Below are 19,044 nucleotides of genomic sequence, written 5' to 3' on the forward strand. Positions count from 1 at the left end.
TCCTAGGCTCATATTCAGGGCACCCGCACAAGGACGCGTACCTAGGAAGGGAGCCCACCATGGCCGTCGACCCCACCGATCCCGAGACCTTCGAGGACGAGGACACCGCCGCCGAGCTCGACGTCGAGGCCCCGGAGGACGACGCGGCCGAGCAGTCGGCCGATGTGACTCCGGACGGCGACGAGCCACTGACCAGGGTGGACCCCGACGCCGCGAACGAGGCCGACGTCATCGAACAGGCCCGGGCCGTCGCCATCGACGAGGACGACTATCGCTGACGGCGCCCCTATGGAGGGGGCGGTGAGACGCGCACCCTTGCCCACTCCATCCCCCTTCGAAACACTTTGCGCCGCTATCGCCGCCGTCCGGTCCGTGAAATTCTGCGCTCTCACCGCGCACACCACGGTTACCGAAAAGTACGATGGCGGCGCGGCGCTCACCGCATGAGGACGACATTTGGGAGGCGGCGTGACAGCCATCGAGCAGACAGAGGCGGCGCGCCCGCGAGGCACACGCCTGCCGCGCCGTGCCCGACGGAACCAGTTGCTGGGAGCCGCCCAGGAGGTCTTCGTCGCGCAGGGGTACCACGCGGCCGCGATGGACGACATCGCCGAGCGCGCCGGCGTCAGCAAGCCGGTGCTCTACCAGCACTTCCCCGGCAAGCTCGACCTCTATCTGGCCCTCCTCGACCAGCACTGCGAGTCGCTGATCCAGGCGGTGCAGACCGCGCTCGCGTCGACCTCCGACAACAAGCAGCGCGTCCGGGCGACGATGGACGCGTACTTCGCTTACGTCGAGGACGACGGCGGCGCCTTCCGGCTGGTCTTCGAGTCGGACCTGACGAACGAGCCCGCCGTGCGCGAGCGAGTCGACAAGGTGACGAACGAGTGCGCCGAGGCGATCTGCGACGTCATCGCCGAGGACACCGGCCTGTCGCGGGCCGAGTCGATGCTGCTGGCCTCGGGTCTGGGCGGCCTCGCCCAGGTCGTCGCCCGCTCCTGGCTGCACAGCGACCGCAGCGTCCCGCGTGACCAGGCGGTCCAGCTACTGGCTTCGCTGGCATGGCGCGGCATCGCCGGTTTCCCGCTGCACGGGAACGAACAGCACCACTGACGGGCCCTGGACCAGACCCGCCGTTTGTTCCCGGGAGCTGTTCGCTCCTGGCGTTCTCGGCGCGGAACATGGACGTCCCCTCACCGGGCTAATGTGTGCTGGGTACGGCGCGGAAGATCGCGCACTTTGCTGACCGTCGGAGGGACACAGCGTGGAGGTCAAGATCGGCGTGCTGCACACGCCTCGCGAGATCGTTCTGGAGACCGGTCAGAGCGCCGAGGCGGTCGAGCAGGCCGTGGCCGAGGCACTGACCGGCAAGGCTCCGCTGCTGAGCCTCGTGGACGAGCACGGCCGCAAGGTCCTCGTCCCCGCCGACCGCCTCGCCTATGTCGAGCTCGGCGAGGCGGCCCCGCGCAAGGTGGGCTTCGGCGCGCTGTAGTCACGCACGGACGGCGGGGCCCGGTGACCGACAAGGTCACCGGGCCCCCTCGCGTTTCCACCACAGATGGAGCACAAGTCGCCCACAGGGCAGGATTGCATTCCGCAGGTCACGGGTATGACGGGCTACGACAGCAGTACGCGGTCGGCCGTGGGAGGGACCCTCGTGATCATCCTGGAAGCGCTCGGTGCCGCCGTGCTGGGTCTGCTGCTCGCATGGGCGGCCACCCACCGGCTCGGGGACCGTCTGCCGGCCCGCGCCCTGGTGTTCTCCACGGGTGCCGCCGGAGCGCTGTTCGGCGACTTCGTCACCCACAGCGCGCTGGGCCCGGACAGCGGTCTGCCGAGCCTGCTCGGCGCCGCGGTCGTCTCGGCCGCCTCGCTCTCGCTCCTGCTGCGCCCGTCGAGACGACTCAGGGGACGGTCCGCACACGCCTAGCCGCACATAGCCGACCGTCCCCGCCCAGCCGTATTCAGGCAGCGAGTCCCAGAGCCGCCATCCGCTTGGTGTGCGCCTCGGTGATGCGGGAGAACATCCGGCCGACCTCGGCGAGATCGAAGCCGTCCGCGACCCCGCCCACGAGCATCGTCGACAGGGCGTCCCGGTCGGCCACCACCCGCTGGGACTGCGAGAGCGCCTCACCCATCAACCGCCGTGCCCACAGGGCGAGTCGACCACCCACACGCGGGTCCGCGTCGATCGCCGCGCGCACCTTTTCCACGGCGAAGCTGGCATGCCCGGTGTCGTCGAGCACACCCAGCACGAGCGAGCGGGAGTCCCTGTCGAGGCGAGCGGCGACCTCGCGGTAGAAGTCGCTGGCGATCGAGTCGCCGACATACGCCTTGACGAGCCCTTCCAGCCAGTCCGAGGGCGCTGTCTGCTTGTGAAAGCCGTCGAGGGCGGCGACGAACGGCTCCATCGCCTGCGTCGGCTCCGCCCCGATCTCCGTGAGCCGGTCCCTGAGCCGCTCGAAGTGGTGGAACTCGGCCGACGCCATCTTCGCCAGTTCCGCCTTGTCGGCGAGCGTCGGCGCCAGCTTGGCGTCCTCCGCGAGCCGCTCGAACGCCGCCAGCTCGCCGTACGCGAGCGCGCCGAGCAGGTCCACGACCGCGTTGCGGTACTGCGGGTCGGCGGAAGCCGTGGCCCAGTCCTGGGCGGCGACTCCGGTGGGTTCGGCGGGCGCGTCGGAGGCGTTGTCAGCGGTCGTCATGAAGCGCACAATAGCCCGCTCACCGCACGGCGTAAGTCCCTGGTCAATCACTGTGACGACCACTACGTGACCAAATCGGCCAACGCATATGCGCGATTCCGGGGTATGGTGGTAATGCGCCCGCCGAGTATTCGCCGGGCCGCACGAATGAGGATGCCCGGTCGGTGGCCCGATCGGCTCCGACCCGACAGCCCTCCTCGCCCGTACGGCGTTGTTCGTACGACGTTCGGAGGGGGACCCTCAAGCGGTTCGAGCGCTAGAGCGTCGGCAGTGGTCCCGTGCAGTACGGCTTGCCCTCACGGGTTGTCCGTAAGGCAGCCGACGTCCCCGGCACGGTCCTGACACGACCCCCGCGCTCGCCTCGCACCGCGCACACAGAAGAGGCAGCACCCTGACTACTTTCCGAGAGCTCGGAATCCTTCCCGAGACCGCTGAGGCCCTTGAGGCCGTCGGTATCGTCTCCCCCTTCCCGATCCAGGAGATGACGCTCCCCGTCGCCCTTTCCGGCACGGACGTCATCGGCCAGGCCAAGACCGGCACCGGCAAGACGCTGGGCTTCGGCCTCCCCCTCCTGGAGCGCGTCACCGTCCCCGCCGATGTCGAGGCCGGCCGCGCCAAGCCCGAGGACCTCACCGACGCCCCGCAGGCGCTCGTCGTCGTCCCCACCCGCGAGCTGTGCACCCAGGTCACCAACGACCTGCTGACCGCCGGCAAGGTGCGCAACGTACGCGTCCTCGCCATCTACGGCGGCCGGGCCTACGAGCCGCAGGTCGAGGCGCTCCGCAAGGGCGTCGACGTCGTCGTCGGCACCCCGGGCCGACTGCTCGACCTCGCCGGCCAGAAGAAGCTCGACCTCAAGCACATCCGGTCGCTCGTCCTGGACGAGGCCGACGAGATGCTCGACCTGGGCTTCCTGCCCGACGTCGAGAAGATCATCAACTTCCTGCCGGTGCGCCGCCAGACGATGCTGTTCTCGGCGACCATGCCGGGCGCGGTCATCGGTCTCGCGCGCCGTTACATGTCGCAGCCCACGCACATCCGCGCCACCTCGCCGGACGACGAGGGCGCGACGGTCGCGAACACCGAGCAGTTCGTCTACCGCGCGCACAACATGGACAAGCCCGAGCTGGTGGCCCGCATCCTGCAGGCCGAGGGCCGGGGCCTGGTCATGGTCTTCTGCCGCACCAAGCGCACCGCGGCCGACCTCGCCGACCAGCTCCAGCAGCGCGGTTTCGCCTCCGGCGCGGTCCACGGCGACCTCGGCCAGGGCGCGCGTGAGCAGGCGCTGCGCGCGTTCCGCAACGGCAAGGTCGATGTGCTGGTCTGCACCGACGTCGCCGCCCGCGGTATCGACGTCGAGGGCGTCACGCACGTCATCAACTACCAGTCCCCCGAGGACGAGAAGACCTACCTGCACCGCATCGGCCGTACGGGCCGCGCGGGCGCCAAGGGCATCGCGGTCACCCTCGTCGACTGGGACGACATCCCGCGCTGGCAGCTCATCAACAAGGCGCTGGACCTCGGCTTCCCGAACCCGCCGGAGACGTACTCCACCTCCCCGCACTTCTTCGAGGAGATGAACATCCCCGCGGGCACCAAGGGTGTCCTGCCCCGCTCGGAGCGCACCCGCGCCGGGCTGGCGGCCGAGGAGGTCGAGGACCTCGGCGAGACCGGCGGCCGCGGCAGTCCGCGTGGCCGGGGCGGTCGTGGAGGCCGCGACGTTCGTGACGGTGGCCGAGGCGGTCGTGACGCAGGCCGAGGCAGCCGGGACGAGTCCCGTTCCGCTGAGGCCGAGCGTCCGGCGCGTACCCCGCGTCGCCGCCGTCGTACCCGCAACGGCGCCCCGATGGACGGGACTTCGGCGGCTCCGGCCGTGACGTCCACGCCGGAGGAGACCCCGGTCGCCACCGTGGAGGACGCCGCGACCCGCACGCCGCGCCGTCGTCGCCGCACGCGCAACGGAGCGACGGGAGAGCAGCTGCCGGCCACGACAGTCTCCTCCGCGGTCGCACCCGAGGCCGCGGAGAGCGCCGTCGCGACGGCCGAGGGCCCGGCCCTCGACGCCCCCGCGACCTCGCGCCGCCGCCGTACCCGCAAGTCGGCGGAGACCGAGATCGCGCCGACCGTGATCGAGCCCCTGGCCGCCGACACGGTGGTGGTCGCCGAGGCCCCGACCGAAGGCCCGGCCCTGGACGCCCCCGCGACCTCGCGCCGCCGCCGTAGCCGCAAGTCGGCGGAGACCGAGATCGCGCCCGCCGCGGTCGAGCCCGTGGCCGCCGAGACCGTGGTCGTCACCGAGGCTCCGGCCGAGGAGACGACGCCGCGCCGCACCCGAGCGCGGAAGGCCGTCCAGGCCTCGGAACCGGTGGAAGCCGTAGCGGAGTCCGAGACCGTCGAGACCAAGCCGCGCCGCACCCGGACCCGGAAGACCGCGGCTCCGGCCGAGGCCGCCGCGGTCGCGACCGAGGCGGCCGAGACGGTGGTCGAGGCCGCGCCGCGTCGCCGTACCCGCAAGGCCGTCGCGGACATCCCCGCGCAGGCCGTCGAGGAGCAGGGCAGCGCCGCCGAGGCGTCGCTCGACTCCGCGGAGGGCACGGAGGCGAAGCCCCGTCGCCGTACCCGCAAGGTCGCGGAGACGGTGGAGACCGCCGAGCCGACGGTCGCGGCGGAGACCAAGCCGCGCCGCACCCGCAAGGCAGCGGCCGCCGAAGTCGCTGTCGACACGGCCGAGGCCGTCGAGGCCAAGCCGCGCCGGACCCGCAAGACGGCCGCTGTCGCCGAGGCACCGGAAGACGTCGAGGCGAAGCCCCGTCGGACCCGCAAGGCAGCGGTCGCCGCCCTGGACACGGTCGAAGCCGTCGAGGCCAAGCCGCGCCGCACCCGCAAGGCAGCGGCCGCCGTCGCCACCGAGGCACCGGAGGTCGTCGAGGCGAAGCCCCGCCGTACCCGGAAGACCGCGGCCGTCGCCGTCGACACGGCCGAGGCCGTCGAGGCCAAGCCGCGTCGCCGTACGACCCGTAAGGCCGCCGAGGCCCCGGTCGCCGCCGAGATCCCGGCGCAGTCGGCCGACGAACCGGAGGCCAAGCCTCGCCGGACCCGTAAGGCGGCCGTTGCCGCCACGGAGACGGCGGAGGCGGAGGCGAAGCCGAGGGTGCGCCGGCCCCGCAAGGCCGCGGCGACCGCTACGGCGGAGGCCACCGAGGGCTGATCCGCCCCCGAGGCCTACAAGGTCAGTACCGTACTGCCCGGCCCACGCCATGTGGGCCGGGCCGTCCGCATTCCCCCGGCTCCCCCCACTCCTCCGTTAACCCCAGTTACACCCTCCCGTCCCCACTCCGCTCAACCCCGCCGGATAACCTCACCCCATGAGCAAGCCCCCCTCCTTCACCCCGCCCCCCGGCGCTCGTACATACCCGCTGCGGACCGCTCGCGGTGAGTTCGCCGTCGTGGACTCGCCCGTGGGCGACGGTGTCGAGCCGAAGGGAGTCGCCCTGCTGCTGCCGGGATTCACCGGGAGCAAGGAGGACTTCAACCCGTTGCACGAGGCGTTCGGCGTACGCGGGTATCGGACCGTCGCGGTGGACGGCCGGGGACAGTACGAGACGGACGGACCGGCGGAGGACGAATCCCCCTACGCCCAGGGCGAGTTGGCGCGGGACGTGCTCGCGATGGCCGATGCCGTGGGCGCGCCGGTGCATCTGCTCGGGCACTCCTTCGGCGGGCAGGTCGCGCGGGCCGCCGTGCTGCTCGACCCCGCGCCGTTCCTGTCGCTGACGCTGATGGCGTCGGGGCCGGCGCAGATCTCCGCCTCCCAGCAGGAGCGCGTGAAGCTGCTGCGGGACGCGCTCACCGTGATGTCGATGGCCGAGGTGTGGGACGCGATCCAGGCGATGGAGCCGCCGGAGGAGACCGAGACCGGCGGTGGGCTGGACGAGGGGCTCGACGACCGGGCCGACCTGCGCCGCCGCTGGCTGGGCACCAAGCCGGCCCAACTCCTCGCGGCGGGACGCCAGTTGTGCGTGGAGCCGGACCGGGTCGCCGAACTGGCCGCCGTAGCGCTCCCGTTCCACGTCCTGTCGGGTTCGCGCGACGACACCTGGCCGGTGCCGCTCCTCGACGACATGGCCGTACGACTGAAGGCGCGGCGGACCGTCATCGCGGGGGCCGAGCACTCACCGAACACCGACCAACCGGCCGCGACGGCGAAGGCCATCGCCGACTTCTGGGACCACACCTCGACGGAGGTCTAGGGCTGCCCGGCGGACCGTGCCGCAGACGCGGGGCCTGTCACGCACTCCCCCACGCTCGCACAACCTCGCGCGGGAGACCCCCGTCGCATCACCGCCCTCCGCCGCCTTGCAGCCGCACCCATCGGACCCCGCTCGCGGCGTTGACCAGGCCCCGCCGGTCTCCTGCGCCCCGATCCGCCGGACAGGCCCTAGTACTGCGTCCGCAAGTGCTCCCAGAACCCCTCCCGCAGCGCCCGCCGCAGGTCGGACTGGCCGCGCAGGGAGTACTGGAGAAGCCCCTCCGCCTCCACCAGCAGGTCCTGGTCGACCGAGCCCGGGAGGTAGGGATGGCCGGGCAGCAGTTCCACCAGTGCCTCCCGTCCGCGTGCCGAAAGCCACTTCGCCGCGACCTGGGCGCCCACGAAACGGACGTCGTCCCGCGTGGGCCGCGCCGCCGTCGCCTCGTAGGCGGCGGACGTGCGGCGGGAGACGTACGGCTTGAAGAAGTCGAGGTCGAAGGTGCGCTGGCTGTCGACCTCCCAGAGGAGCGGCTCCGCCTGGTTGCGGCCCTCCGGGGCCTCGATGCCCCACAAGTGGACGCGGGCGCCGTACCCTTGGGCCGCCTCGACCGCCGACACCAGATCCTCGTCGCCGCCGATGAGGGCCGCGTCGCTGATGGCGCGGTGCCGGGCGAGGGACTCCAGGTCGGAGCGGATGAGCGAATCGACGCCCTTCTGCTGGTTGTTGGCGTTGAGATTGCCCAACCGCACCTTCACGTCCGGGAGTTCGGCGATGGCCTGCTGCTCGGCGGTGTGGATGCGGCGGCGGGCGCCGTCGTACCAGTAGACGCGCAGCAGCCGGCTGTCCGCGAAGATCGTGCGGGCCTTGTCGATGAGCGCCTCGATCAGGCCCTCGGTGTCGAGGTCGAAGGTGCGTCGGTCCTCGGTCCCGGAGACCAGCCGGCCCGCGGCTGCGTACAAGTACCCGGCGTCGACGAAGATCGCATGCGTCGAGGGCGTCTTCGCCACCTCGGCGAGCATGCGCTGCAGCAGCTCGTTCGTGCGGTCGATGCGGGCACTGAGGGCCGCGAGGTCGTCGTTCATCGCCTCCATTGTCCCGGCGGTCACGCTGCGAACACAACTGGTCCCGGTCAGTCCCGCGCCGATCACTTACCGGTCAGTAATTAGGCGTTCGAAAAATTTCCTTAGCGTAGGGAATGTTTGTAACACGCACCCCGTTGACTACATCAGTAACCAAGTAGTTCTCCTCAGGAGGATGACCAGACGAAGGGAGAAGCCATGCGCTTCGAAATCATGCGTCTCGACGAGGTCGACGGCACCACCGTGGACAGCACCGTCGTGGACGCCGCCTCCGTCAATCGGATCGTGCAACAGGCCGCCGCCATAGGACAGCGACTGTGGATCCGCCCCGCCGAGACCAAGGCCTCGTAACACCTACGACGCGTAACACGTACGACGCATACGACGACTTCAGAACCCCCGTCAGGCACCGACGCCGGACGGGGGTTCTGCGTTCGCGGGGCTCAACCCGCCCGCACGACCTGGGTGATCCCGTTGATGATCTGCTGCACGGCGATCGCGGAGAGCATCATGCCCGCGAGCCGGGTGACGAGGACGACCCCGCCGTCCTTGATGACCCGGATGATCAGCAGCGAGTACCGCATCACCACCCACAGCACGGCATGGATCGCGAGGATCGCCGTCCACACCGACACCTGCGTGGCCACACTGTCGGCCTTCTGCACGGCGAGGATGACGGACACGATCGCGCCGGGCCCGGCCAGCAGCGGCATCCCCAGCGGCACGAGCGCGACGTTGACATCCTTGGTCTGCTGGGGTTCGTCGGTCTTACCGGTGAGCAGGTCGAGCGCGATCAGCAGGAGCAGCAGCCCGCCCGCGATCATCAGCGCCGGCACCGAGACGTGCAGATAGTCGAGGATCTGGTGGCCGAGCAGCCCGAAGACGGTGATCACCCCGCCGGCCACGCACACGGCCTGGAAGGCCATCCGCTTCTGGACCTTGGCCGGGCGTCCGGCGGTCAGCGCGAGAAAGATCGGGGTGATCCCAGGGGGGTCCATGATGACGAACAGGGTCAGGAAGAGAGAGCCGAAGACGGCGAGGTCGAACATGGGTGAGCCACAAGCCTTGCGGGTGAGAGGTGATGGAGACGGGCGGGCGGGGTCGGGGGGTCAGGCTCCGCCGGTCCCCGGCACCGGGAACGCCCCGGTCGCGCGCCGCGTGATCTCGCCGTACACCTCGGGATCGGTCGTGTACTCACCGAGCTGCACACTCTTGCGGCTGCCGTGGTAGTCGCTGGACCCGGTGGTCAGCAGCCCGAGGTCCTTGGCCAGCCCGCGCAGCCGTACGCGCGTCTCGGCGTCGTGGTCCATGTGGTCGACCTCGATGCCGTCGAGCCCGGCCGCGGCCATCTCGGCGATCGCCGACTCCGGCACGGTGTGCCCGCGCTTGCTGGCGCCGGGGTGCGCGAAGACGGCGACCCCGCCCGCGGCCTTGACCAGCCGGATCGCCTCGAAGGGGTCGGTCTCGTGCTTGGCGACATGGGCCCGGCCCCCGTCGGCCAGCCAGTCCACGGTGAAGGCGTCGTTCACGGTCGGTACGACACCCAGCTCGACCAGCGCGGTGGCGACATGCGGCCGTCCGACCGACCCGTCTCCGGCGATCCGCGCGACCTGCTCCCAGGTCACCGGCACCCCCAGCTCCCGCAGCCTGGCGACCATCGCCCGGGCCCGGGGCACCCGGTCGTCCCGCACCAGCTCCCGCTCGGCGAGCAGCGTCGGCTCCTCGGGGTCGAACAGGTAGGCCAGCATGTGCATGGAGATCCCGTCGATACGACAGGACAGCTCGGCACCGGTCACCAGGGTGAGCCCCGCGGGCAGCGCGTCGATCGCCTCGGCATAGCCGCGGCTGGTGTCGTGATCGGTCAGCGCGACGACGTCCAGCCCGGCGGCAGCGGCATTGCGCACCAGCTCGGCGGGCGTGTCCGTACCGTCGGAGGCCGTGGAGTGGGTGTGCAGGTCAATGCGCACGACGCGAACTCCAGGGCGGGACGGGACAGGAAGGGACGACTCAAGGGTAACGGCACCTCTTGAGCACCTTTCACACCCACTCCCCCAGGCGCTTCACACCCGCCCCCTCCAGGCGCTACGGCTCGATCAGCCGCGGTGACAACGCGCCGCAGGGCACCAGATCGACCTCGGCCCCCGCGTCCCGCAGATCCGTGAGCACCAGTTCGTCGTACATCAGCAGCCCGGACTGCTCGGGCCACACCACGGCCCACAGCCAGAGCCCCAGCGCCTCCCCCGCGAACACCGCCCGGTCGTCCGGCGCCGTGGCGACATGCCACAACGGCGTCGGCCGCCCAGCGGCGAGCAGCTTCGCCTGCGGGGGCTTCTCGACGTTCATGTACGGCCCCGGGTCCGGCCCGTCGATGCCGGCGTAGCGCGCGCCGAGACCGACACCGAGCTCCTCGGCGACCAGGATCAGCTCCCCCATACCGCCGAGCGGTCCGGGGCCGGAACACGCCACGGCCGTCGCCCGTCCGCCGCTGCGGTCGTCGCCCGCGCAGGCCACGCCGGTGAAAAGCCAGCCGACCGGCAGGGGCCAGGGCATCCACACGGGTACCTGCGTGCGATGCACGACGACACTGAGGGCCTCGACGCTGGGCGGGATCACGGGCTGCAGCGGATGCACGGTGCCGTGGACATCGCACTGCCAGGAATCGGCGAAGAGTCCGGGAGCCCTGACCCGGCCACCGCACTTCGGGCAACTGGGTTCGCCCCTCATAGGGCCCCACGGTCCTACCCTCACTCCGCCACGTCAAGGACGATCACCCGTCCGGACCGAAGCCCTCACCAGGCGAAACTAGATGTAGCTTGCATTAATTAGCCGAGCTAACTTATCATGTGCATAAGCCAACTATCTCGATGACACGACTCCAGGGATTGGACGGAAGCAATGGACACCTTCGACGCGGGAGCAGGCAGCATCCTGCGGCAGCCGAAGGCCGTATGGGCCACAGCGGGCGCCTCGGTCGTCGCCTTCATGGGCATCGGGCTCGTCGACCCGATCCTGCCGTCGATCGCCAAGGGCCTGGACGCCACGGCCGGCCAGGTCTCCCTGCTCTTCACCTCGTACTTCCTGATCACCGCCCTCGCGATGCTGGTGACCGGCTTCGTCTCCAGTCGCATCGGCGGCAAGAAGACCCTGCTGCTCGGCCTCGCCTTCGTCGTGGTCTTCGCCGGCCTCGCCGGCACCTCGGGCTCGGTCGGCGAACTCGTCGGCTTCCGGGCCGGCTGGGGTCTGGGCAACGCGCTGTTCGTCTCGACGGCCCTCGCCGTCATCGTCGGCGCGGCGGCCGGCGGCAGCGCCGCGGCGATCCTGCTCTACGAGTCCGCCCTCGGCCTGGGCATGGCCTGCGGCCCGCTGCTCGGCGCCCTGCTGGGCAACCAGAGCTGGCGCTACCCCTTCTTCGGCACCGCGTTCCTGATGGCGATCGGCTTCCTGTGCATCACGGTGTTCCTGAAGGAGCAGCCGAAGCCGGCCCGCAAGACCTCACTGCTCGACCCGCTCAAGGCCCTCGGCCACGGCGGTCTGGCCTCCGCAGCCGTCTCGTCCTTCTTCTACAACTACACGTTCTTCACGGTGCTGGCCTTCACCCCGTTCGTGCTGGACATGACCCCGTACAAGTCCGGTGCCGTGTTCTTCGCCTGGGGCGTGCTGCTCGCCGTCTTCTCGGTCTTCGTCGCCCCGCGCCTCCAGGCCCGGTTGGGCTCCTTGAAGGTGCTCGGCGGTTCGCTGGTGCTCCTCGCCGCCGACGTCCTCGTCCTCGGCTACGGCAGCCACATCACCGCCGTCGTCTGCACGATCCTGTCCGGGGCGTTCATCGGCGTGAACAACACCGTCTACACCGAGCTGGCCCTCGGGGTGTCGGACGCGCCACGCCCGGTGGCGAGCGCGGGCTACAACTTCGTCCGCTGGTTCGCCGCGGCGGCCGCGCCGTTCTTCGCGCCGAAGATCGAGGGCTGGACCAACATCCACATCCCGTTCGTGGTCGCGGCCATCACCGCGGCGCTGGGCGCACTGGTGGTCCTCGTACGACGGAACGCACTCACACACGAAGCCGAGGAACTGGAGCCGAGGCACGCGACCGAGGACAGTGTCGCGGTGTTCGCCAACTAGCCGATTCCCGGCCGACGTTGGTGAGCTTGCTCACTCCGGCTGTCACTCCGGCTGTCAGTCGAGCGGGACGGACTTGCGGGACGGATCCCGCAGGTCCGTCCCGTTCGTCAGCCAGCGCTCCTGAAGGGCCTGGGCGCCGTGGACGCGCTTCCAGGCGGCCTCGTTCGGGGTCATCGGGAGCAGCGGCAGGAAGCGGACGGGGTCGAGGGGCGCGTCGAGTTCCAGGTCCTCGACCAGGCCGCCCGGCTCGGCGACCAGCACCGAGGTGAACGGGGCGCCGGGCCACAGCGGTTCACCCACGTCGAGCGAGGCGCCGGGGGCCACGACCACGCCCTCGACCTGCGGGGACGCGGCGAGCACGGCGAGCGGACGGAGCACCTTGTCGGTGTCGGCGTGCCCGCCGCGCACGGACAGGACCAGCTCGGCGCGCGGTCCCGCGACCGGGTCGGCGAGCATCGCCGCGGGGTCGCTCATGGGCTGTGCGGACATGCCGAGCGTGGCGTAGCGGACGAGGACGCCCTCCTGGTCGGTGCCCTGGAAACGCAGCACCTCGACACGGTCCGTACCCAGGAAAGTGACCGCGGCGCGCGCGTCCGGTTCGCCCAGCGCGGTACGCAACCGTGCCTCGACCAGAGCAAGAACATCAACCATGCGGCGAGCATAGAACTCGCCAGTACCGGGCAAAGCAGCGCCTTGACACTTCTGTCGGCTGATAGTCTTGGCCGGTCGTTCGGGGCAGCACGCTGAAGCGTCGCGATCAAGTCCCGACGCCGTTGAGACTCCCCTACGGGGGACCGGCCGGAGGAGGTGGGGCTGCAATGGACCGAAGTCGACCTGGCAGTACCACCCGCTCTTCCGGCCGCTGATGTCGTAGCTCTGGTTCTGGCCTCCAGCCGGCTGTCGCCGCTCGCACTTCTTCACCGTCGCGGAAGAGCATTTCGTTTCTCTTTACCTGATCTGTCTGACCTGTTCGTCAGTACCTGAATCAGTAGCGAAACCCGCCACCGCGACGGTGCGGTGCTCCCCGCTTTGTGGACGTGCCAAACATCCGCACACAGGACGTCCCCATTCCGGGCAGTTCCAACCGTCGTTGGCGCCTTTCGTTGCTCGTCGCGAAGGAGCCCGCCATGTCGATGATCCGCGACCTGCGTGCCGTGGTCCGCCCGTCCCGTCCCTCCCTGCGCAAGGACGGCGGCGCGTACGACACGACCCGCGACCCCGGCACCCCCTCGGCCGTCGTCGACTGCGCCGTCTACCGCGACGGCGCCCGCGTCGACTCCGGCCGGCCGATGACCCCGCACGAGGCCATGCGCCAGGTGCGCCGCGACGGCGGCTTCGTCTGGATCGGGCTGCACGAGCCCACCGAGGCCGAATTCGCCGGTATCGCCGGGGAGTTCGGACTCCACCCCCTCGCCGTCGAGGACGCGGTGCAGGCCCACCAGCGGCCCAAGCTGGAGCGTTACGACGACTCGCTGTTCACCGTCTTCAAGACCATCCACTACGTCGAGCACGACCAGCTCACCGCCAACAGTGAGGTCGTCGAGACCGGCGAGGTCATGTGCTTCACCGGGCGGGACTTCTTCATCACCGTCCGGCACGGCGGCCAGGGCTCGCTGCGGGCGCTGCGCCACCGTCTCCAGGACGACCCGGAGCTGCTCGCCCGCGGCCCCTCGGCGGTGCTGCACGCGATCGCCGACCATGTCGTCGACGGCTATGTCGCGGTCGCGGACGCGGTGCAGGACGACATCGACGAGGTCGAGACCGAGGTGTTCACGCCGGGCCGCAGGGGCGGGGTCTCGCGCGGTGTCGACTCGGCGCGGATCTACCAACTCAAGCGCGAGGTACTGGAGTTCAAGCGCGCGGTGGCGCCGCTGCTGCGTCCCATGCAGTTGCTCAGCGAGCGGCCGATGCGGCTGGTCGACCCCGACATCCAGAAGTACTTCCGGGACGTCGCCGACCACCTCGCCCGGGTCCACGAGCAGGTCGTCGGCTTCGACGAGTTGCTCAACTCGATCCTCCAGGCCAACCTCGCGCAGGCCTCCGTCGCGCAGAACGAGGACATGCGGAAGATCACCGCGTGGGCAGCGATCATCGCCGTACCGACGATGGTGACCGGTGTGTACGGCATGAACTTCGAGCACATGCCCGAGCTGCACGCGAAGTACGGGTATCCGGCGGTGCTCGCCTTCACCGTGACCGTCTGTCTGGCGATCCACCGCACGCTGAAGCGCAACGGCTGGCTGTGAGCGGCCTGGATAGGCTGAGGTCATGACTAGCGAGCCGAGCGGGCTGCTCGACCGGGCCCTCGTCGAGGAGGCCACCAAGAAGTCCGGCCTCGTGTGGGTGGGCGGTCCCGGTGTTCCGGCCCGTGCCCTGTGGCATGTCTGGCACGAGGGCGCGGCCTGTCTGATCGGTGACGGCCCGGGCGAGCAGCCGCTGCCGGGGCTGACCGACGGCGGCGTCGCCGAGGTCACGGTCCGCAGCAAGGACAAGGGCGGCCGGCTGGTCTCCTGGACGGCGAGGGTCACGGAACTGGCCCCGGGCTCCGAGGCCTGGCAGGCGACCGTCGCCGAGCTCAAGGGCAAGCGCCTCAACGCCCCCGACGGCGAGGCCATGACGGATCGCTGGGCCCGCGAGTGCCGGGTGCTGCGGCTCGAACCGACGGGCACGACGGCCGACCTGCCGGAGGGTTCCCTCGCGGAGCCTCCGCTGCCGTCGCCCGCGACGACCCGTCAACCCATCCCGGCCGGCCTGCCGCGCCTGCTCCTGAAGAAACGCAAACGGCGGTAACGCCCGCTAGGACGACGGCAGTTGCTTGCCGTAGTCCACGGTGTCGCTGTCCGCGGGTTCCTTCACGGCGAAGCTCTTGCCCCAGTCCGAGAAGGTCAGCGTGCCCGCGCCGCCCGCTCGGACCAGCCGTAGGGGATACGGCTTGCCCTCCAGGGAGACGTCGAGGGTGCCGCCGGAGCCGTGGTCGCCGGTGACGCGGATCGTCCGGACGCCGTTCTGGTCGTGGTGCCCGTCCGTCGCGAGGGTGCCGTGCAGGGTCAGCAGACTGGAGAGGAGTACGTCCTTGTCCGTGAAGCCACTGAACTTCTTGTACGAGGGGTCGCCCTGCGGCACCTTCACGTACTTGCCGTGCAGCGTGTCACCGGCGCCCGTGTCCCCGTTGCTGTTCCAGAAGTCCGCGTCCGCCTTCAGATACAACTGCTCACCGACCCGCAGCAGCCCGAAGGTCGCCCCCTTGGAGGTGACCGACCCGCTGCCGCCGTCGGACTTGAGGCGCATGTCGAGCGTGTACGTCCGCCCGCCGGCGACGACGCTCCCGGACAGCCGGACCGCGTCGGCGGCACCCGCGGCCGTCACCGACTTCGACTGGATCTTGTCGGCCGCCAGCTTGCCGACCCCGTTGGTCCCCGCGTCCGGATCCTCGCCGCCGCACCCCGTCAGCGCCGTCCCCGTCACGGCCAGGACACACACCGCGCCGAGCAGCGCCGCACGACGGTTTCGGGCCTGGGGAATCGCAGTCACAGGTGGGTTGCCTTTCGTGCGCGGGTCGATGGCGTACGGCAGCGTACCGGGGTCTCAGGACGGCAGCGGAGGCAGACCGTCCGGACCGCCCACCTGCGCGGATCGCAAACGGACGGGCTAGCCTGAAGGCCATCCGAGCGGGCAATTCAACCCATCCGGAAACCACGGAAGAAGGGAGGTGCGGCCATGGCAGCAGGCGCCCCTCGGGTCTTCGTCTCACACCTCTCCGGTGTCGCCGTCTTCGACCCCAACGGCGACCAGGTCGGCCGCGTCCGCGACCTCGTCGTCATGCTGCGCGTGGGCCAACGACCTCCCAGGCTGCTCGGCCTGGTCGTCGAACTGTCCACCCGGCGCCGCATCTTCCTCCCCATGACCCGGGTCACCGGCATCGAGTCCGGCCAGGTCATCACCACCGGCGTGCTGAACGTCCGCCGCTTCGAGCAACGGCCCACCGAGCGGCTGGTGTTCGGCGAACTCCTGGACCGGCGCGTCACTCTGGTCGAGACCGGCGAGGAGGTCACCGTCCTCGACCTGTCGGTGCAGCACCTGCCGGCCCGCCGGGACTGGGAGGTCGACCGGATCTTCGTACGGAAGGGCAAGAGCGGAACGTTCAGGAGGGCCAAGGGCGAGACGCTGACCGTGGAGTGGTCCGCCGTCACCGGTTTCTCCCTGGAGGAGCAGGGACAGGGCGCGGAGAGCCTCCTGGCCACCTTCGAGCAGCTCCGCCCCGCCGACCTCGCCAACGTGCTGCACCACCTCTCGCCCAAGCGGCGGGCCGAGGTCGCCGCCGCCCTCGACGACGACCGTCTCGCCGACGTCCTCGAAGAGCTGCCGGAGGACGACCAGATCGAGATCCTCGGCAAGCTGAAGGAGGAGCGCGCGGCGGACGTCCTGGAGGCGATGGACCCGGACGACGCGGCCGACCTCCTCTCCGAACTCCCCGAGGACGACAAGGAGCGCCTGCTCAACCTGATGCAGCCCTCCGAGGCGGCCGACGTACGGCGCCTGATGTCCTACGAGGAGCGCACGGCGGGCGGCCTGATGACGACCGAGCCGATCATCCTGCGGCCCGACTCGACCGTCGCCGACGCCCTCGCCCGCATCCGCAACGCCGACCTCTCCCCCGCCCTCGCCGCCCAGGTCTACGTCTGCCGCCCACCCGACGACACCCCCACCGGCAAGTACCTCGGCACGGTCCACTTCCAGCGGCTGCTGCGCGACCCGCCGTACACCCTGGTCAGCGCGATCATCGACGACGACCTTCAGCCGCTGGACCCGAACGCCACGCTCCAGCTCGTCGCCGGGTTCTTCGCGACGTACGACATGGTCGCGGCACCCGTGGTCGACGAGACCGGGTCGCTGCTCGGCGCGGTGACCGTCGACGACGTACTGGACCACATGCTGCCGGAGGACTGGCGGGAGACGGAATTCCATCTGGACGAGGGCGAGTTGGACGAGAGCGAGGAGGTGGCGGCTCATGACTCCTGAGCGCGAGACCACGCGCGAGCGGACCCCGGCGGGCGCGACCGCCACCACCCGGTCGCGGACCCGGCTCGACCAGCCGCGCCCGCCCCGGCGCCGGCTGCTGCCCGAGTACGACCCGGAGGCCTTCGGACGGCTGTCGGAGCGGATCGCGCGGTTCCTGGGCACCGGGCGGTTCATCGTCTGGATGACGATCGTCATCATCGCGTGGGTGCTGTGGAACGTCTTCGCCCCGCGTGATGTGCGCTTCGACAACTACCCGTTCATCTTCCTCACGCTGATGCTGTCCCTCCAGGCCTCCTACGCCGCCCCGCTGATCCTGCTCGCGCAGAACCGGCAGGACGACCGCGACCGGGTCAACCTCGAACAGGACCGCAAGCAGAACGAGCGGTCGATCGCCGACACCGAGTACCTCACCCGCGAGATCGCCGCCCTGCGCATCGGTCTCGGCGAGGTGGCGACCCGGGACTGGATCCGCTCCGAGCTGCAGGACCTGGTGAAGGAGCTGGACGAGCGGCACGACGGGCATGTCGCATTCCCGGCAGTCCCGGCGGATCGGTCTGCCGGGCGTGACGCAGACGACCGCTGAGGGGCTGGCCGAAGGGCCTACCCGGCGCCGTACCATCGACCCTATGGCTACGGAAGACGCGGTGCGCGAAGCACTGTCGACGGTGAACGACCCCGAAATCAACCGACCCATCACCGAACTGGGGATGGTCAAGTCGGTGGAGATCGGAGCGGACGGAGCGGTCGCGGTCACCGTGTACCTGACGGTCTCCGGCTGCCCCATGCGCGAGACGATCACGCAGCGTGTGACGGAGGCGGTCTCGCGTGTCGAGGGCGTCACCGGCGTCGATGTGATTCTCGACGTGATGAGCGACGAGCAGCGCAAGGAACTCGCGACCGCGCTGCGCGGTGGCCAGACCGAGCGCGAGGTCCCCTTCGCCAAGCCCGGCTCCCTCACCCGCGTGTACGCGGTCGCCTCCGGCAAGGGCGGTGTCGGCAAGTCCTCGGTGACGGTGAACCTCGCGGCCGCGATGGCCGCCGACGGACTGAAGGTCGGTGTCGTCGACGCCGACATCTACGGCCACAGCGTGCCGCGCATGCTGGGCGCCGACGGCACCCCCACCCAGGTCGAGAACATGATCATGCCGCCGTCGGCGAACGGCGTGAAGGTCATCTCCATCGGCATGTTCACCCCGGGCAACACACCGGTGGTGTGGCGCGGCCCGATGCTGCACCGGGCGCTCCAGCAGTTCCTGGCGGACGTGTACTGGGGCGACCTGGACGTGCTGCTCCTGGACCTGCCGCCGGGCACCGGCGACATCGCGATCTCCGTCGCCCAGCTCGTCCCGAACGCCGAGATCCTGGTCGTGACGACGCCTCAGCAGGCGGCGGCCGAGGTCGCCGAGCGGGCCGGTTCCATCGCGGTCCAGACCCACCAGAAGATCGTCGGCGTCGTCGAGAACATGGCGGGCCTGCCGTGCCCGCACTGCGGCGAGATGGTCGACGTCTTCGGCACCGGCGGCGGCCAGTCGGTGGCCGACGGCCTGACCCGCACGACGGGCGCCTCGGTCCCCGTCCTCGGCTCCATCCCGATCGACGTCCGCCTCCGCGAGGGCGGCGACGAGGGCAAACCGGTCGTCCTGACCGACCCGGACTCCCCGGCGGGCGCCGCACTGCTGGCCATCGCGGGCAAGCTGGGGGGACGGCAGCGGGGTCTTTCGGGACTGTCGCTGGGGATCACTCCCAAGAACAAGTTCTAGGGATCTTCTTACGGAGATTTCGGTGGTACGCCGTCCATGGCTTGCGAGTGCGGAGAACCCCTCCGGGCCCAGCCGGGAATTCAGTCCCTCACCTGAGGCCCCCCGGCCGAAAGAC

Annotated in this window: 20 protein-coding genes; 13 read left to right on the forward strand and 7 right to left on the reverse strand. The window is 70.5% G+C overall.

Annotation, left to right across the window (positions count from 1 at the left end):
- The first annotated feature begins 59 nt into the window (after nt 1–59).
- The 4 genes from ABZT04_RS21130 to ABZT04_RS21145 all read left to right on the forward strand — a co-directional run bounded on the left by ABZT04_RS21130 (nt 60) and on the right by ABZT04_RS21145 (nt 1,930).
- The gene (locus ABZT04_RS21130; RefSeq protein WP_356058273.1) at nt 60–278 is read left to right on the forward strand and encodes a hypothetical protein; all 219 of its coding nucleotides are present in this window, start codon (nt 60–62) and stop codon (nt 276–278) included.
- Between the two features lie 190 nt (nt 279–468).
- The gene (locus ABZT04_RS21135) at nt 469–1,113 is read left to right on the forward strand and encodes a TetR/AcrR family transcriptional regulator (RefSeq protein WP_043674651.1); all 645 of its coding nucleotides are present in this window, start codon (nt 469–471) and stop codon (nt 1,111–1,113) included.
- Between the two features lie 151 nt (nt 1,114–1,264).
- On the forward strand, nt 1,265–1,492 hold the full coding sequence (locus tag ABZT04_RS21140; RefSeq protein ID WP_019058367.1) for a DUF3107 domain-containing protein: 228 nt from the start codon (nt 1,265–1,267) through the stop codon (nt 1,490–1,492).
- Between the two features lie 168 nt (nt 1,493–1,660).
- On the forward strand, nt 1,661–1,930 hold the full coding sequence (locus ABZT04_RS21145) for a hypothetical protein (protein WP_356058309.1): 270 nt from the start codon (nt 1,661–1,663) through the stop codon (nt 1,928–1,930).
- Nucleotides 1,931–1,964: 34 nt separating this feature from the next.
- Here the strand turns inward: ABZT04_RS21145 and ABZT04_RS21150 are convergent, their stop codons facing one another.
- Nucleotides 1,965–2,702: a ferritin-like fold-containing protein gene (locus ABZT04_RS21150; protein ID WP_356058275.1), complete on the reverse strand. Its 738-nt coding sequence runs from the start codon at nt 2,700–2,702 to the stop codon at nt 1,965–1,967.
- A 481-nt stretch (nt 2,703–3,183) separates the two neighbouring features.
- On the opposite strand from ABZT04_RS21150, the gene ABZT04_RS21155 reads away from it, so the two are divergent.
- Both ABZT04_RS21155 and ABZT04_RS21160 read left to right on the forward strand, forming a co-directional pair.
- Complete coding sequence (locus ABZT04_RS21155; protein ID WP_356058276.1) at nt 3,184–5,910, forward strand: DEAD/DEAH box helicase; 2,727 nt, start codon at nt 3,184–3,186, stop codon at nt 5,908–5,910.
- Nucleotides 5,911–6,067: 157 nt separating this feature from the next.
- Entirely contained in the window at nt 6,068–6,952 is an 885-nt protein-coding gene (locus ABZT04_RS21160) for an alpha/beta hydrolase (RefSeq protein WP_356058277.1), read from the forward strand.
- A 188-nt stretch (nt 6,953–7,140) separates the two neighbouring features.
- Here the strand turns inward: ABZT04_RS21160 and ABZT04_RS21165 are convergent, their stop codons facing one another.
- The gene (locus ABZT04_RS21165) at nt 7,141–8,034 is read right to left on the reverse strand and encodes an NYN domain-containing protein (protein ID WP_356058279.1); all 894 of its coding nucleotides are present in this window, start codon (nt 8,032–8,034) and stop codon (nt 7,141–7,143) included.
- Between the two features lie 195 nt (nt 8,035–8,229).
- On the opposite strand from ABZT04_RS21165, the gene ABZT04_RS21170 reads away from it, so the two are divergent.
- A complete protein-coding gene (locus ABZT04_RS21170; protein ID WP_019058373.1) occupies nt 8,230–8,382 on the forward strand; it encodes a hypothetical protein in 153 nt (50 codons plus the stop codon).
- A gap of 92 nt (nt 8,383–8,474) precedes the next feature.
- On the opposite strand, the gene ABZT04_RS21175 is transcribed toward ABZT04_RS21170, so the two are convergent.
- The 3 genes from ABZT04_RS21175 to ABZT04_RS21185 form a co-directional block, all read right to left on the reverse strand.
- Complete coding sequence (locus ABZT04_RS21175) at nt 8,475–9,080, reverse strand: MarC family protein (RefSeq protein WP_356058281.1); 606 nt, start codon at nt 9,078–9,080, stop codon at nt 8,475–8,477.
- A gap of 60 nt (nt 9,081–9,140) precedes the next feature.
- Nucleotides 9,141–9,998 carry a PHP domain-containing protein gene (locus ABZT04_RS21180; RefSeq protein ID WP_356058282.1) on the reverse strand — a complete coding sequence of 286 codons (858 nt, stop codon included), beginning with the start codon at nt 9,996–9,998 and terminating at the stop codon, nt 9,141–9,143.
- A gap of 115 nt (nt 9,999–10,113) precedes the next feature.
- Complete coding sequence (locus ABZT04_RS21185; RefSeq protein ID WP_356058284.1) at nt 10,114–10,755, reverse strand: DUF6758 family protein; 642 nt, start codon at nt 10,753–10,755, stop codon at nt 10,114–10,116.
- A gap of 171 nt (nt 10,756–10,926) precedes the next feature.
- On the opposite strand from ABZT04_RS21185, the gene ABZT04_RS21190 reads away from it, so the two are divergent.
- Nucleotides 10,927–12,150: an MFS transporter gene (locus ABZT04_RS21190; protein WP_356058286.1), complete on the forward strand. Its 1,224-nt coding sequence runs from the start codon at nt 10,927–10,929 to the stop codon at nt 12,148–12,150.
- Between the two features lie 54 nt (nt 12,151–12,204).
- On the opposite strand, the gene ABZT04_RS21195 is transcribed toward ABZT04_RS21190, so the two are convergent.
- Complete coding sequence (locus ABZT04_RS21195; protein WP_356058287.1) at nt 12,205–12,801, reverse strand: suppressor of fused domain protein; 597 nt, start codon at nt 12,799–12,801, stop codon at nt 12,205–12,207.
- Between the two features lie 476 nt (nt 12,802–13,277).
- On the opposite strand from ABZT04_RS21195, the gene ABZT04_RS21200 reads away from it, so the two are divergent.
- Together ABZT04_RS21200 and ABZT04_RS21205 are read left to right on the forward strand one after the other, a co-directional pair.
- Complete coding sequence (locus ABZT04_RS21200) at nt 13,278–14,396, forward strand: magnesium and cobalt transport protein CorA (protein ID WP_356058289.1); 1,119 nt, start codon at nt 13,278–13,280, stop codon at nt 14,394–14,396.
- Nucleotides 14,397–14,418: 22 nt separating this feature from the next.
- Nucleotides 14,419–14,940, forward strand: coding sequence for a hypothetical protein (locus ABZT04_RS21205; RefSeq protein ID WP_356058290.1), 522 nt, complete (start codon nt 14,419–14,421; stop codon nt 14,938–14,940).
- A gap of 6 nt (nt 14,941–14,946) precedes the next feature.
- Here ABZT04_RS21205 and ABZT04_RS21210 read toward each other — a convergent pair whose 3' ends face one another.
- Nucleotides 14,947–15,681 carry a hypothetical protein gene (locus ABZT04_RS21210; RefSeq protein ID WP_356058291.1) on the reverse strand — a complete coding sequence of 245 codons (735 nt, stop codon included), beginning with the start codon at nt 15,679–15,681 and terminating at the stop codon, nt 14,947–14,949.
- Nucleotides 15,682–15,867: 186 nt separating this feature from the next.
- On the opposite strand from ABZT04_RS21210, the gene ABZT04_RS21215 reads away from it, so the two are divergent.
- From ABZT04_RS21215 to ABZT04_RS21225, 3 genes are read left to right on the forward strand one after another with little or no spacing between them, the layout of a single operon-like run.
- Complete coding sequence (locus ABZT04_RS21215) at nt 15,868–17,169, forward strand: CBS domain-containing protein (protein ID WP_356058293.1); 1,302 nt, start codon at nt 15,868–15,870, stop codon at nt 17,167–17,169.
- Nucleotides 17,159–17,752: a DUF1003 domain-containing protein gene (locus ABZT04_RS21220; RefSeq protein WP_356058294.1), complete on the forward strand. Its 594-nt coding sequence runs from the start codon at nt 17,159–17,161 to the stop codon at nt 17,750–17,752. Before ABZT04_RS21215 ends, ABZT04_RS21220 begins: the two co-directional genes overlap by 11 nt.
- Nucleotides 17,753–17,795: 43 nt before the next feature.
- Entirely contained in the window at nt 17,796–18,929 is a 1,134-nt protein-coding gene (locus tag ABZT04_RS21225; protein WP_356058296.1) for an Mrp/NBP35 family ATP-binding protein, read from the forward strand.
- Nucleotides 18,930–19,044: the final 115 nt, after the last annotated feature.

Origin of the sequence: Streptomyces sp. NPDC005492, assembly GCF_040605995.1 — a bacterium.
Lineage (GTDB): Bacteria > Actinomycetota > Actinomycetes > Streptomycetales > Streptomycetaceae > Streptomyces.

Coding starts and splice junctions, on each gene's coding strand:
- ABZT04_RS21175 (WP_356058281.1), bottom strand. CDS start 9,080: ATGTTCGACCTCGCCGTCTTCGGCTCTCTCTTCCTGACCCTGTTCGTC.
- ABZT04_RS21185 (WP_356058284.1), bottom strand. CDS start 10,755: ATGAGGGGCGAACCCAGTTGCCCGAAGTGCGGTGGCCGGGTCAGGGCT.
- ABZT04_RS21160 (WP_356058277.1), top strand. CDS start 6,068: ATGAGCAAGCCCCCCTCCTTCACCCCGCCCCCCGGCGCTCGTACATAC.
- ABZT04_RS21225 (WP_356058296.1), top strand. CDS start 17,796: ATGGCTACGGAAGACGCGGTGCGCGAAGCACTGTCGACGGTGAACGAC.
- ABZT04_RS21130 (WP_356058273.1), top strand. CDS start 60: ATGGCCGTCGACCCCACCGATCCCGAGACCTTCGAGGACGAGGACACC.
- ABZT04_RS21170 (WP_019058373.1), top strand. CDS start 8,230: ATGCGCTTCGAAATCATGCGTCTCGACGAGGTCGACGGCACCACCGTG.
- ABZT04_RS21200 (WP_356058289.1), top strand. CDS start 13,278: ATGTCGATGATCCGCGACCTGCGTGCCGTGGTCCGCCCGTCCCGTCCC.
- ABZT04_RS21205 (WP_356058290.1), top strand. CDS start 14,419: ATGACTAGCGAGCCGAGCGGGCTGCTCGACCGGGCCCTCGTCGAGGAG.
- ABZT04_RS21155 (WP_356058276.1), top strand. CDS start 3,184: ATGACGCTCCCCGTCGCCCTTTCCGGCACGGACGTCATCGGCCAGGCC.
- ABZT04_RS21220 (WP_356058294.1), top strand. CDS start 17,159: ATGACTCCTGAGCGCGAGACCACGCGCGAGCGGACCCCGGCGGGCGCG.
- ABZT04_RS21215 (WP_356058293.1), top strand. CDS start 15,868: ATGGCAGCAGGCGCCCCTCGGGTCTTCGTCTCACACCTCTCCGGTGTC.
- ABZT04_RS21150 (WP_356058275.1), bottom strand. CDS start 2,702: ATGACGACCGCTGACAACGCCTCCGACGCGCCCGCCGAACCCACCGGA.
- ABZT04_RS21195 (WP_356058287.1), bottom strand. CDS start 12,801: ATGGTTGATGTTCTTGCTCTGGTCGAGGCACGGTTGCGTACCGCGCTG.
- ABZT04_RS21165 (WP_356058279.1), bottom strand. CDS start 8,034: ATGAACGACGACCTCGCGGCCCTCAGTGCCCGCATCGACCGCACGAAC.
- ABZT04_RS21190 (WP_356058286.1), top strand. CDS start 10,927: ATGGACACCTTCGACGCGGGAGCAGGCAGCATCCTGCGGCAGCCGAAG.